Below are 11,977 nucleotides of genomic sequence, written 5' to 3'. Positions count from 1 at the left end.
CCGTGGACGGAAAGCGGACGGGCGGACAAGGCCCTGTTCGCAGGCGAAGACGACGGCCACGCGGTCGCGCAGGCCGGCCCCCGGTGAGGATGCGGGACGAGCGGGTCTCGACGGCGGTCTCCGGCGGGTGCAGGGCCCGGGTGATCTCGGCGTTCAAGCGGCATCGGCCGCCTCGCCCCGCAAGAAGGTCGACGGGCGCTGCACGCGGCGGCATCACCGGAAGTCCCGGCGGCATGGCGATGAACGGCCGCTTTCGCCGTCCCGTCGATTGCGGACGGAAAGTGACCGTAGTCGTTCCTAGCGTCGTGGCATGGCGAAAGAAGCCCCCATGACCATCTTGGTGACCGGTGCGACCGGTAATGTCGGACGTCCCCTGGTGGAGCAACTGCTGGCCGCCGGGCACCGCGTGCGCGCCCTGACCCGCGACCCGGCCAAAGCGGACCTGCCCGCCGGAGCCGAAGCCGTGGCCGGCAACCTGGCCGACACCGACACCCTGGTCGCCGCCTTCGACGGCGTGACCGCCGCCCACCTGATCACCTTCGACGCCGCCACCTACGGGCCCCTCACCAACGGCGCGGAAATCGTGGAGCTGGCCTGTAAGGCCGGCGTCCGCCACGTCACCCTGCTGGCCGGCGATGTGGACAAAAGCCCCCTGGAGCAGGCGGTGCAAGCCTCCACTCTGCACTGGACCCGCCTGGCCCCGGTGGAGTTCATGTCCAACACCCTGGAGTGGGCCGAGTCCATCCGCACCGAAGGATTGGTCCGCGAAGGCTTCCCCACCGCCCGCAGCGCCCTGGTGCACGACGCCGACATCGCCGCCGTCGCCGCCGTCGCCCTCACCGAAGACGGCCACCACGGCAAGGAGTACTGGATCACCGGCCCCCAGGCCCTGACCATCCCCGAACGGGTGCAGATCATCGGCCAGGTCCTCGGCCGCGACATCCGCTATGTGGAACTGACCCAGGAGGAGGTCATCGCCCGCTGGCGGCAGGAGGGCTACTCCGATGACGACATCGGGTTCTTCCTGCAGATGCGCACCAACCCGCCCGAGGCCGGCCGCACCGTCCTGCCCACCGTGCAGGAGGTCACCGGCAAACCCGCCCGCACCTTCGCCCAGTGGGTGAAGGAGAACGCCGCCGCCTTCACCGCCTGACCTTCGGGTTCGCCCGGCGGCCGGGCCCGGTGTCCGGGACCGGCCGCCGGACGCGGCACCCTCCCTTTTGCGGAGGGCCTGCGCTGCCTGCAGGCGGTTTTCCGGGAAGGCCCGGGGACGATGACCGGCTCCGGCCCGCCGCGCCGACCGGCGGGATGCGGGATGTGCCAGTACACCGGCTGGGTCGTGCTCTGCGATTCCACTTACGAGCCGGAAAGCGACCGCCTCGCCGAAGCGGTCCGCCGGGTCCGGGAATTCATCGATGGAATCACCTGGGTCAACGGTTTCATCGACCTGCGTTACATGAACGGCGAGCCGTTCGTCACGGTCGCCGGGAACACCAACCGTCCGGGTTCGGCGGCAGACGATCTGCACCGGCTTTGGGAACTGATCTGCCGGGTGGGACCGGGCCCCTATGGGTTGGTGTACGAATGGGACGACGAAACACAGGAATGGCCGGGTCCCCGCGCCTTCAAAGTGCACGGTGATCCGGAGAGGCCGGATCACCGTGCACGGCGACCCGTTCCTTTCTCCCACGGTCCCGCTGATCGAGGACCCTTGACCGGGACGGGCCGCTTCACAAGTGAGCCTTCCGGTCGTGCGAGCCCGGCCTCAGCACAGGCCGGGCTCGCACGGCGACCGGCCTTCGGGAACGTCCCGTCCGAGCCGGGAGGCCTGCCATTGCACCTTTTTCTACCTGTGGCCCAAGACGCCGAGGCAACAGCCCGGTACCGTGACCTTCCAGGTCGCGGCATCGTCCCGGCTGCAACGTCCCCGTTTCGACCTGCGGAGACGGCGTGTTGAAAAATGTTCATCCCCAGGTGGCCGATAGCGGGTTCGACTCGTTCCGTCAGACGGCCGCCGCCTGTGAGGGCTATCTGATCGAACGTCTGCTGTTCTCCAGGATCGCAGACTCCGGCACCCTCGACATCGGGTTGCGCTGGGGACCGGAGAAACCCGATATCACGTTGTCGTTTCAGAACGTCCACCACTTCTCCGCGAGCGGTCTTCCCGACGTCTCCGCAGGCCCATTGGACCAGATCACGACGACCGTACTGGAACCGGGCGATGAGCCATGGCCGGACGGACTGGAGCCGGGATTCCACCGCTCGGCGGAACTTCCTCCGCTGCTGTGGTTCCACGTTTCAGGACCCGTTCGGATCAGCGTTCTCTCGTCCACCGCAGCGGCATATATCGAGGCACGTCCAAGCATCTGAACCGTGGTCCTTTCCCGGCACGGACGCGCCGGGAGGATCCCGGAAAGCAGACGTGCCAGGCGCCGTCCGGACGGGTCGCGAATCGAGGTTTCTCAACGGGAAAGATTGCGTTTCCCTGCCGTACCGTCTCTTACCGGGGCAGATGCGCCCGGCCCACTCTGGTGCCCGCTGAGGGCGGCATCGATCCCGCACGCCGTCCCGCCATGGCTTCACCGGTGCTCGTGCCCGCCCTTAGGCCGCCTCTCGGCGGCATCGACTCGTTGAGGAAACCTCACCCAGCCCTTCGACACGCCGATCCCGCAGGTTGAGACGGAGACGATGCAGTCGGGGGCCGGTGGCGTGGCCTTCCACGTCATGACCTCGGACACCGCCGCCGGCAGGCCGAGACCACGTGGTGAAAAAAGACCCGCCCTCGACTCCTTCGTCCCCGGCGGGTCAGCGGGCGGCGAACCAGGCCACCCAGCGGCGCTGCCAGGGGGTCTCGACCGCGCGGCGGTGATGGTGCTCGCGGGCCCAGGCGACGGCCTGCCGGGGAGGCAGACCCGCGCGGGTGGCCAGGCAGGCCAGGACGGTGCCGGTCCGGCCGACGCCCCCATGGCAGGCGACCTCTACGGCCTGGCCCGAGCGGGCTCGTTCGTGCAGGTCGGCGATGGCGCGGGCGGCCTCGTCCCAGTCGGTGGGCAGCAGGAAGTCCGGCCAGCGGATCCACTCGGCGGGCCACGGCAGGGCGGCGTCGCAGCGGCGTCGCAGGCGAGCGGAGCCCAGGTAGAGCCCGAAGTGGGGGTCCGGGCCGCCGGGGGCGGGACCGCGCAGGCCACGGCCGCGGACCCAGGCCCCGTCCGGGAGCCGGATCGCGCCGGCGAGCGGTGCCGTCATGGGGTGATTGTCTGTCGCCGCCGCAGGCGTCCGGGCCGGGTTCCGCTCCCAGCGGACGCCTCCCGGGGGCATGGCAACGGCCCCCGCCGGGGCGGGGGCCGTCACCAGGGGCGGTCAGCAGTTGCTCTGCGCGGGGAGACCGGCGAAGCGGTCCGACAGGAAGGACAGGGCGTCGGGGACCTGGCGGACGATGCCCGGCGCGTGGCCGGCCAGCGGGTAGACCTTCCAGGTCAGGTCGGCGCCCAGGGCGCACCAGTTCTTGCGCAGCGTCTCGGCCTGGGCGAAGGGGATGATCGCGTCGATGCGGCCGTGGACCTGCAGGACGGGGGCGGACGGGCGGGTGGAGCCGAGCTTGTTCTCGTTCAGGCGGCGCCGCCAGGTCTCGGTGGTCAGCGGGTTGACGGTGGCGTAGTCGGTGAACTTGGAGAAGGCGGTGCCGATGACGGTGGTGATGCCGTCCACGCTGGCCAGGCAGATGTCCTGGCTGGAGGCCAGCAGCTTGCGGCCGGCGTCGTTGAGGTAGCTCTCCAGCTTCAGCTCCGGGTAGGCGGCGTCGTAGCCCACCGCGGCCAGGAAGGCCAGCGCCACCGTGGCGCTGCCCTCCAGGTTCTCGGCCACCGCGATCAGGTCGGCGGGGACGCCGCCGGCGACCACGCCCTTGAGGTTGAGCTCGGGGGCGTAGGAGGCGGCCAGTTCGGCGGCCCAGCCGGCGGAGGTGCCGCCCTGGGAGTAGCCCCACACCCCGACCGGGGTCTGCTCGTTCAGGCCGGTGCCGGGCAGGCGCTGGGCGGCGCGGGCGATGTCGAGCACCGCCTTGCCCTGGGCGCGTCCGACCTCGTAGGTGTGCATGCCGGGGGTGCCCAGGCCCTGCATGTCGGTGACGGCCACGGCCCAGCCCTTGTCGAGGGCGGCGGAGATGATCAGGCCCTCGTAGTCGGTGCCCTGGGAGAGGGTGTAGGACGGGGCGCAGGAGTCGCCGATGCCGCGGGTGCCGACGGCGTACGACAGCAGCGGGCGGCCGCCGGTGCCGGTCCAGGGCTTGGTCGGGACGAGCACGGTGCCCGAGACCGCGATGTCCTCGCCGGTCGCCGACTGCGAGCGGTAGAGCACCTGCCAGGACTTCACGTCCGCGCGCGGGGTCTTGCGGATCGGCTGCAGGGTGAACGCCGAGGCCCGGGAGCGGATGATGTCGCCGGGACGGCCGTCGGGCAGCGGGGTCGGGGGCTTGTAGAACGGGTCGTCGGCCGGTGCCGGGACGGTGTCGGCGGCGGCCGGGCCGGCGGCCACGGGCGTGATCGTCAGCGCGACGCCCAGGCAGGTGGCCATCAGCGCGCGCAGGCCCCGCCGCGTCCGCGCCGACACGGGCGAGGAGCGGCCTTTGTTCACCGAACGGGCTCTGCGGGGGAGGCGGTTCCTGCGTGCCCCGGCGGTCCCCTCGCTGGATGCCATGGAGCGTCGTCCCTTCACTCGGTTCCCTGGCCATCGGGCGCGATGGCCTCCCAGAACCTAGGAAGGACGGACCGCCGCCGCTACGCAGGCAAGTGAGTACTTACAGAGCCGCGGTTGTAGCCGGGAACGAAAAACAGCTTTTCGCACCCGGGGTTCGTCACGCCCTGTGCAGCGGAGGGTGCGGGCGATGCCCGCGGGCTCGGCCGCCTGCGTCCCGTTCCGGTTGCACAGTGGATGCGCGGCCTCTTGCGGCGGCCGGCCGGTTCCCGACGGTCCGGTCCCGCCCCGGCCGGGGCCGGTCTGGCACGATGGCCGCAGCGGGTGCGCTCGGCGCCCGGCGCGTCCAGAAGAGGGTGATGCGGTGGTCTCCTCCCCGCCGCGGCGGCTGCCCCGGGGACGGCACGCGCTCGCCCCGGAGGAAGTCGCCCGAAGACAGCGCGAGCGGCTGATGCTGGCGATGGCCCAGGCGATGAGCGACAAGGGCTTCGCCGCCACCTCGGTCGAGGACGTCCTCAAACGCGCGGCGGTGTCCCGGCAGAGCTTCTACCGGCTGTTCTCCTCCAAGCTCGACTGTTTTCTGGCCGCCTTCGACGAGGCCGCCCGGCTGCTGGAGGAACGGCTCATCGCGGCGGTGGGAAAGACCGGCGACCCGTTGGAACGCTTCGAGCGCGGTATCACCGCCTACCTGGAGATGCTGGCCGCCGAGCCCGCCTACTCCCGGCTGTTCCTCATCGAGGGGTACGCCGCCGGGCCACAGGCGATCGAGCGGCGGCTGGCCTTCCAGCAGCGGCTGACCGACCTGCTGGCCGAGGTGCTCGACGTGCGCACCGAGGGCGGGCGTTTCGCCTGCCGGGCGGTCGTCGCGGCCACCGCCACACTGGTCACCGGCCCGCTGCTGACCGGTGATGCGGCGGCCCTGCGCGCCGTGGGCGAGGAGATCGTCGCCCATGTGCGCCGCCTGCGCGCCGGCGGCGTCCTGTGAGAGGGCCAGGCCCCAGGGCGTGAAAGCGGCCGCGTGGAGTCCACCGCCCGCAGATCACCCGGTGGAACGTCGCCGGACGCGATCGGACCGGTCTTCTGCCCGGTGTTTTCGGGGACTTCGACGATGGGCCCTAGCGGGGTGCGTCGGGCTGGATGCGCAGGGCCGCGATGACGGTGGCGAGCATCTCGTAGTGGGAGGCCAGCATGCACAGCTCGATGCACTCGGGCTCGGTGAGGTGCTCGCGCAGCAGCCGCCAGGTGTCGTCGTCGAGGTCCCGGTGGTGGTGCAGCCGGTCGGCGGCGGTCAGCAGGGCGCGCTCCCGAGGCGTCCAGCCCTCGGCGCCGGGCCCCTGGGTGACCCGGTCGATGTCGGCCGGGCCCAGGCCGGCGCGGTGGCCGAGCCGGACGTGGTGCTCCCACTCGTAGCGGCAGCCGCGCAGGTGGGCCACGCGCAAGATGACCAGTTCGCTCTCGCGGCGGGGCAGCCGGCCGCCGGGCATGAGCCGGCCGGCGAACCACAGCCAGGCGTGGAACAGCCGGCGGTGCCGTCCCAGGGTCAAAAACAGCGCGAGCGGGCCGGTGCCGGCGATCCGGCCGGAAATGCGCGCCAGCAGCCAGGTGAACGGGCCGACCTGGCGCAGCCCGCCGGGAGCGATCCGAGGGGAACGATCACGAGCTGCGGGGGCGGTCATGAGGCGCCGCCCGAGTCCGGCTGGGGGGTGGTCAGCGGGGCGTGCTCGTCCCGGGCGATCTCCAGCGCGCGGCGCAGGTGGCGCTGGGCGGCGCGGTCGATGACGGGCTGCAGGAACGTGCGGGCCGGCAGGGCGGCCGCCACCCACCAGGGCGCCACGATCCGGGCGGAGCGCCGGGCGATGCCCCGCTCCAGCGCGTCGATGCCCACCTGCAGCGGGGCCACCCGCGACAGCAGCGCCTTGGCCGGTCCGGAACCCATGAGCGCGGCCGCCGCCCGCGTGCCGAACCCCCGGTGGGTCATGTCGGTGTCGAGTTCGGCGAAGTAGGCGACCCCGGCGCGCGCCCCGTAGGGGCGCAGCTCGGCTCGCAAGGTGTTGCCCAGGGCCTCGACGGCCGCCTTGGAGGCGCTGTAGGCGCCCATCAAGGGCGGGTGCACCGCCGCCGCCAGCGACGCCACCGCCAGTGCGTAGCCGCGCGGATGGGAGATGTGCGGGCCTGCGGCGCGCAGCGTGTAGTAGGTGCCGAGCAGGTTGACCCGCACCGTCTGTTCCATCACCGCCGGGTCCCCGCCGACCAGCGGCAGTTGCGCGGCGACCCCCGCGCAGGCCACCACCACGTCCAGCCCGCCCAGGGCCTGCGCCGCGTGCTCGACGGCGGCCTCGACCTGCTCGCGGTCGGCCACGTCGCAGGCCCGCCAGGGGGCGTTCCCGCAGCGCGCCGCGACCTCGGCCAGCAGTTGCGGTTCCAGCCCGGCCAGCGCCACGCGGGCGCCGCGCGCATGCAGCCGGTCGGCCAGCGCCGCGCCGATCCCCCGGGCCGCCCCGGTGATCAGCACCCGCCGCCCGGCCAGGGAGGGCGTCCGGCCGGCTCGTCCCGGCCCGCCCGCGATCGGTGTGCGCATGCCCGGACGCTAACACAAAAAAACAGTTTTGTTCTTTTAAGCGGGGCACAGACTTCCGGCAGCGGAATCGGACCGCAACCACAGAGCACGGCACCGGCCCGCGTGATCACTGCACCTCTCGCAACACCCGGCCTCAGGCGCCCGTCGCAGGGACCCACGACGGCCCCGCCTCATCTCCGTGCGCACGTGGCCGCCGGACGCGGGAGACGGAAGCCCCGGCGCCCTGCCGACACAGGTCACCACACCGCCCCGGCAGCGATGCGATCCCTCTCGACCCGCAGAGACGAGGTGCCGAAACGTCCACCGGAGTGCCGTGAACCCGATCGGCCGCCGCAGACCGGTTCGTATCGCGTCCCCGCTCCTGAAGGACGACCCACATCCGCTCAGCGCCCGGCACCCCGGACAGCCGGTACGCGCCTCCGCCGTCCCTCGGTCCGCTACCGAGTCCGGCCCGTCCGGTAAAGCTGAAGAATCAGTCCCGGGACAGGGCGCGGGTCGCCCCCGCCGCCACCGTCAACCCCAGAATCAAACCGGCGATGACGATGAAATTGGCGATCCACTGGTAGATGCCGGTGGGGGCGAAGTAGGGCTCCTGGCCCAGATTGCCGATCGGCAGCAGCAGGTCGAGGGTGTAGAAGAAGGCGTTGAAAGCCGGCTGCTGCTCGGCTTCGATCTGCGGCGGCTCGTGCAGGGTGAACACCACGGTGCCGAACACCAGCAGCCCCGCCAGCCAGCTCGCCGCGCGGAACGGGCGGTAGCCGTAACCGACCAGGATGTCCTGCAGCCAGCCCACCACCTTGCGGGGCAGGCTCTGGGTCTTGCGGCGGTCCCGGGCCTTGGCCAGCAGCACGGTGCGGCCGTCGGCGTCCAGGCCCAGGGCGCGGTAGGCCTGGGCCAGCCGCTCATACGGCTGGGGCTGGTAGCCGTCGGTGTCCCGACGGAGCCAGCCCAGCCGCTCCCGGGCGCTCAGCGGCGGGTCGAGGGTCTCATACGACAGCCCGTCCAGCTGCAGGCGGGACGCCCAGGTCGCCGGGTCGTCGCGCAGCACGTTGATCCGGGCGTACGACAGGTCGGCGATGCCCTCGACCGGCTCGGCGGGACGGAGCACCACCTCCTCGGCCTGCATCCGCTGCAGGCTCAGCGCCACCCCCGACTCGTTGGTCAGATGCGCGCCGCGCAGGCTGAGCTGGCCGGTGATGCGGGCCCCGGCGAAGCTCACCATGCCGTTGGCGGCGAACCCGTCGGAGCAGTAGACGTCGGTCTCCACGGCCAGGTCGGCGGCGTTCAGCGCCGTCCGGCCGGGGTGGTTCAGCTTGGCGCCCACCAGCGACAGGTAGCCGCCGACCCGGGCGCCGCGCAGCCGCACCTCACCGGTGGCGGTGAAACCGGCGTCGCAGAAGACGTTGGCGGCCACGTTCAGGCGGCTGGCATACAGCGCGGCCCCCGAGGGGTTGTTCAGCGTGGCCTGCCGGAAGATCAGCTGGCCGCCCACGTGCGCGCCGGGCAGCCGGACCTCCCCGTGCGAGGTGAAGCCCTTGTCGCAGTAGACGTTGGCGTCCACGGTGAGCCGGTCGCCCAGCAGCGCGTCCCCCTGCGGGTTGATCAGCTGGACGCCGGACATGTTGAGGATGCCGCTGATGTGGGCGCCGTCCAGCCACAGGCCTCCGCTGACGGTGCTGCCCTCCAGCCACAGGTGCCCGTCGAAGCGGGCGCCGGAGGCGACCAGGCCGGGCAGCCGGCAGCCCATCAGGTGGACGCTGTTCATGCCGGCCCAGTACAGGTGCGGGGCCTCATCGAAGTAGCAGCCGGTCAGCGCCAGCGGGACCGACACCTGCGCATGGCCCAGGTTGAGGGTGCCGATGATCCGGGCGCCGGTCAGCCGGACCGCCGCGATCTGCCCGGGCTCGGGCTCCACCCCGCCGACCAGCAGGGCCCGCAGCACCTCGGCGCGCACCACCCGCTCCGGCCCCCACTGCTCCCCGTGGGCGGGGTCGTCCATGGCCGGGTTGCCGCTGCTCAGATCGACGGACTCGCCGGTCGCGAACGCCCGCCACACGGCGCGTTCGGACGGGGTGAGGTCCTCGATGTCCATCGGCGGCTCCAGCGTCGGGGGGTCCTGTGGCCGATCTTGCCAGTATGTATAGCGTTCTTCGGGGACGCCCGAGGTCATCACGGAAAACGGGGTCGCTCGGCGCCCGTCCCGGGCGGGTGCCGTACGCTTGGCGTCCCGTACGGACAGCACGACGATCAGCTAAGGGGGCGGCCGTGGCACGGGTCGTGGTCGACGTCATGCTCAAGCCGGAGATCCTGGATCCCCAGGGACGGGCCATCGCCCGCAAACTGCCCCAGATGAACTTCGACGGCGTCATCTCGGTGCGCCAGGGCAAGCGGTTCGAGCTGGAGCTGGCCGGGCCCGCCGACGAGGCCGCCCTGGAGAAGGTGCGCCAGATCGCCGCGACGCTGCTGGTCAACCCGGTCATCGAGGACTTCGAGGTACGGGTGCTGGGCGATTGACCGCCCCGGCGCGTCCGGCCGCACAAAATTCACAACTTCCGCGAGCGACACCGCCGACAGTTCACCAAAAGTCCCGGGGATATGGCGATTACCCCGGGTGGGTGAGGGAAGTGTTCAAACGGTCGAAGATTTCACAGGCGAGAGGTGGCCGGTGAACATGGGGTTCTCGCTCGCGCTGCCACGCGAGTCGCTGAGCATCCGGATACTGCGCCGGGTTCTCGGCGACGCGCTGCGCGGCTTGGGCGTCGCCGAGGACTGCATCGGCGACATCCTCGTCGCCGCCTCCGAGGCCTGTACCAATGTGGTCCAGCACTCGCGCACCCCGCTGGACTACGAGGTCATCGCCCGGGTGAACGACGGCGTGTGCGCACTGACCGTCACCGATCACGGCCGCGGGCTGACCAGCGGGCCCGCCGCAGGCGACCCCGAGCAGGCCGAGTCCGGCCGCGGCATCAAGATCATGCACGCCCTGATGGACGACGTGACTTTCGACACCCGCCCCGGGTACGGCACCGCGGTCCACATGTCCAAGCGGCTGACCTGGAAAGACGAGGCCCCGCTACGGCGACTCCAGGGCGATCTGGTGCACAGCGCCAGGTAGATTGGTCGCGCGCGGGGGCACGTATCACCGGTGGCCGCCGGTGCCTTCGCACCCACTACTCGGCTCCGGAGGGTCCTCAATGAACGCTGCCCGGGTGGGGGTCATCACCTTCCCTGGATCTCTCGACGATCGCGACGCCGCGCGGGCCGTCCGGCTGGCCGGCGCCGAACCCGTCGCGCTGTGGCACGCCGACCGCGACCTGCGGGGTGTGGACGCGGTCATCCTGCCCGGCGGTTTCTCCTACGGCGACTACCTGCGGGCCGGCGCCATCTCCCGGTTCGCGCCGGTGATGGACGCGCTGATCCCGGCCGTCCGGGACGGGCTGCCGGTGCTGGGCATCTGCAACGGTTTCCAGGTGCTGTGCGAGGCGCACCTGCTGCCCGGCGCGCTGCTGCCCAACGCTGGCCTGCATTTCGTCTGCCGCGACCAGCGGCTGCGCATCGAGAACACCGACACGGCCTGGACCGCGGACTACACCACGGGCCAAGAGGTGGTCATCCCGGTCAAGAACCGCGACGGCCGCTATTTCGCCGACCCGGAAACCCTCGCCGAACTGGAAGGCGAGGGCCGGGTGGTGGCCCGTTACCTCGACCTCAACCCCAACGGCTCGCTGAACGACATCGCCGGGATCTGCAACGAGGCGGGCAACATCGTCGGCCTCATGCCGCACCCCGAGCACGCCGTCGAGTCGCTGACCGGGCCGTCCACCGACGGGCTGGGCTTTTTCACCTCGATCGTGAAGGCCGGGCTCAAGCAGGTGGGCGTCGGCTGAGCGGCGCCCCCTCCCGCACGGGCCGCGCCCAAGACGGCCCGCAGTGAACGGCCCGCGCCGCCGTGCCCAGGGCCTCCACGGTCGATCATGACACGCCCCGCCGAGTGCCGGAGGCGAACGGAGAGAACGCATGACCGAGAACACATCCGACAACCGCGGCCCGTCCAACGATCCGTCCGAGGGCCCCACCGCCGAATGGTTCGCGGAACTGGCCAACGACGACCCGGAGACCGACCCGTTCGCCAGGCCCGCCGACGAGCCCGCACCGGCCGCGACGGAGCCCGGTCCCGGCGAGACCACGGCGACCGGTGAGCCGGCGACGCCCGGCCGCCCGGGGTCGACGCCTCCCACCGGCACGCCCGTCCCCCAGGAGACGGCCGCGGCGCCCGGCGAGCACCCGCAGACCCCGGACGTGACACCGCCCACCGGCCCGGCCGCGGGCGCCCCCGCCTTCCCCGGGCAGGGCACGCCCGTCCCACCGGCCACGGCGACCGGGCCTCAGCCGGTCCAGGGCACGCCTCCCGCAGGCACTCCCATCCCACCGGCCACGGCGACGGGGCCCCAGCAGGTCCCGGGGACGCCCCCAGCGGGCACACCCGTTCCTCCGGCAGCGGGTTCCCAGCCCACCGGCGAACCCGTCTCACCGGGAACGCCTCCCGCAGGCACACCCGCCCCACCGGCCACGGCGACGGGACCCCACCCGGTCCAGGGGACGCCCCCCGCAGGCACGCCCATCCCGCCGGCCACGGCGACGGGCCCCCAGCAGATCCCGGGCGCACCCACCACACCGGGAACACCTCCTGGAGGCACCCCCGTCCCG

The 11,977-nt window shown here is 72.1% G+C and carries 12 protein-coding genes; 7 read left to right on the top strand and 5 right to left on the bottom strand.

Going from position 1 to position 11,977, the window contains the following annotated elements; genetic code table 11:
* The first annotated feature begins 328 nt into the window (after nucleotides 1–328).
* The 3 genes from TCUR_RS01590 (at nucleotide 329) to TCUR_RS01585 (ending at nucleotide 2,370) form a co-directional block, all read left to right on the top strand.
* Nucleotides 329–1,153: an NmrA family NAD(P)-binding protein gene (locus TCUR_RS01590; protein WP_041439196.1), complete on the top strand. Its 825-nt coding sequence runs from the start codon at nucleotides 329–331 to the stop codon at nucleotides 1,151–1,153.
* Between the two features lie 120 nt (nucleotides 1,154–1,273).
* Nucleotides 1,274–1,957 carry an Imm7 family immunity protein gene (locus tag TCUR_RS28525; RefSeq protein ID WP_083789739.1) on the top strand — a complete coding sequence of 228 codons (684 nt, stop codon included), beginning with the start codon at nucleotides 1,274–1,276 and terminating at the stop codon, nucleotides 1,955–1,957.
* Nucleotides 1,951–2,370: a hypothetical protein gene (locus TCUR_RS01585; protein WP_012850709.1), complete on the top strand. Its 420-nt coding sequence runs from the start codon at nucleotides 1,951–1,953 to the stop codon at nucleotides 2,368–2,370. The genes TCUR_RS28525 and TCUR_RS01585 overlap by 7 nt, the downstream gene beginning before the upstream one ends.
* Before the next feature lie 435 nt (nucleotides 2,371–2,805).
* On the opposite strand, the gene TCUR_RS01580 is transcribed toward TCUR_RS01585, so the two are convergent.
* Nucleotides 2,806–3,246, bottom strand: coding sequence for a protein-tyrosine phosphatase family protein (locus TCUR_RS01580; RefSeq protein WP_041439192.1), 441 nt, complete (start codon nucleotides 3,244–3,246; stop codon nucleotides 2,806–2,808).
* A gap of 114 nt (nucleotides 3,247–3,360) precedes the next feature.
* Nucleotides 3,361–4,608: a lipase family protein gene (locus TCUR_RS01575; RefSeq protein WP_245536953.1), complete on the bottom strand. Its 1,248-nt coding sequence runs from the start codon at nucleotides 4,606–4,608 to the stop codon at nucleotides 3,361–3,363.
* Between the two features lie 448 nt (nucleotides 4,609–5,056).
* On the opposite strand from TCUR_RS01575, the gene TCUR_RS01570 reads away from it, so the two are divergent.
* Nucleotides 5,057–5,677, top strand: a complete 621-nt coding sequence (locus TCUR_RS01570) for a TetR/AcrR family transcriptional regulator (protein WP_012850706.1) — start codon at nucleotides 5,057–5,059, stop codon at nucleotides 5,675–5,677.
* Nucleotides 5,678–5,807: 130 nt separating this feature from the next.
* On the opposite strand, the gene TCUR_RS01565 is transcribed toward TCUR_RS01570, so the two are convergent.
* From TCUR_RS01565 to TCUR_RS01555, 3 genes are all read right to left on the bottom strand, one after another.
* Nucleotides 5,808–6,368 carry a carboxymuconolactone decarboxylase family protein gene (locus TCUR_RS01565; protein ID WP_012850705.1) on the bottom strand — a complete coding sequence of 187 codons (561 nt, stop codon included), beginning with the start codon at nucleotides 6,366–6,368 and terminating at the stop codon, nucleotides 5,808–5,810.
* Complete coding sequence (locus TCUR_RS01560) at nucleotides 6,365–7,270, bottom strand: SDR family NAD(P)-dependent oxidoreductase (protein WP_012850704.1); 906 nt, start codon at nucleotides 7,268–7,270, stop codon at nucleotides 6,365–6,367. The genes TCUR_RS01565 and TCUR_RS01560 overlap by 4 nt, the downstream gene beginning before the upstream one ends.
* Nucleotides 7,271–7,742: 472 nt before the next feature.
* Nucleotides 7,743–9,362, bottom strand: coding sequence for a hypothetical protein (locus tag TCUR_RS01555; RefSeq protein WP_012850703.1), 1,620 nt, complete (start codon nucleotides 9,360–9,362; stop codon nucleotides 7,743–7,745).
* 173 nt (nucleotides 9,363–9,535) lie between these two features.
* Here TCUR_RS01555 and purS point away from each other — a divergent pair, with 173 nt between their 5' ends.
* The 3 genes from purS (at nucleotide 9,536) to purQ (ending at nucleotide 11,157) form a co-directional block, all read left to right on the top strand.
* Nucleotides 9,536–9,784, top strand: coding sequence for a phosphoribosylformylglycinamidine synthase subunit PurS (gene purS / locus TCUR_RS01550; RefSeq protein WP_012850702.1), 249 nt, complete (start codon nucleotides 9,536–9,538; stop codon nucleotides 9,782–9,784).
* Nucleotides 9,785–9,941: 157 nt separating this feature from the next.
* Nucleotides 9,942–10,385 (top strand): ATP-binding protein, encoded by a 444-nt coding sequence (locus TCUR_RS01545; RefSeq protein ID WP_012850701.1) that lies wholly within the window; start codon nucleotides 9,942–9,944, stop codon nucleotides 10,383–10,385.
* A gap of 79 nt (nucleotides 10,386–10,464) precedes the next feature.
* On the top strand, nucleotides 10,465–11,157 hold the full coding sequence (gene purQ / locus TCUR_RS01540) for a phosphoribosylformylglycinamidine synthase subunit PurQ (RefSeq protein WP_012850700.1): 693 nt from the start codon (nucleotides 10,465–10,467) through the stop codon (nucleotides 11,155–11,157).
* Nucleotides 11,158–11,977: the final 820 nt, after the last annotated feature.

Origin of the sequence: Thermomonospora curvata DSM 43183, from assembly GCF_000024385.1 — a bacterium.
Taxonomy (GTDB): Bacteria; Actinomycetota; Actinomycetes; order Streptosporangiales; family Streptosporangiaceae; genus Thermomonospora; species Thermomonospora curvata.
The sequence above is the reverse complement of the archived record's forward strand: the minus strand, read 5'-3'. Positions and strand labels throughout refer to the sequence as shown.

What these genes read in the sequence shown, in the direction of transcription:
- TCUR_RS01590 (WP_041439196.1), top strand. Translation starts at nt 329, where the DNA reads ATGACCATCTTGGTGACCGGTGCGACCGGTAATGTCGGACGTCCCCTG.
- TCUR_RS28525 (WP_083789739.1), top strand. Translation starts at nt 1,274, where the DNA reads ATGACCGGCTCCGGCCCGCCGCGCCGACCGGCGGGATGCGGGATGTGC.
- TCUR_RS01580 (WP_041439192.1), bottom strand. Translation starts at nt 3,246, where the DNA reads ATGACGGCACCGCTCGCCGGCGCGATCCGGCTCCCGGACGGGGCCTGG.
- TCUR_RS01565 (WP_012850705.1), bottom strand. Translation starts at nt 6,368, where the DNA reads ATGACCGCCCCCGCAGCTCGTGATCGTTCCCCTCGGATCGCTCCCGGC.
- TCUR_RS01560 (WP_012850704.1), bottom strand. Translation starts at nt 7,270, where the DNA reads ATGCGCACACCGATCGCGGGCGGGCCGGGACGAGCCGGCCGGACGCCC.
- TCUR_RS01555 (WP_012850703.1), bottom strand. Translation starts at nt 9,362, where the DNA reads ATGGACATCGAGGACCTCACCCCGTCCGAACGCGCCGTGTGGCGGGCG.
- TCUR_RS01545 (WP_012850701.1), top strand. Translation starts at nt 9,942, where the DNA reads ATGGGGTTCTCGCTCGCGCTGCCACGCGAGTCGCTGAGCATCCGGATA.
- purQ (WP_012850700.1), top strand. Translation starts at nt 10,465, where the DNA reads ATGAACGCTGCCCGGGTGGGGGTCATCACCTTCCCTGGATCTCTCGAC.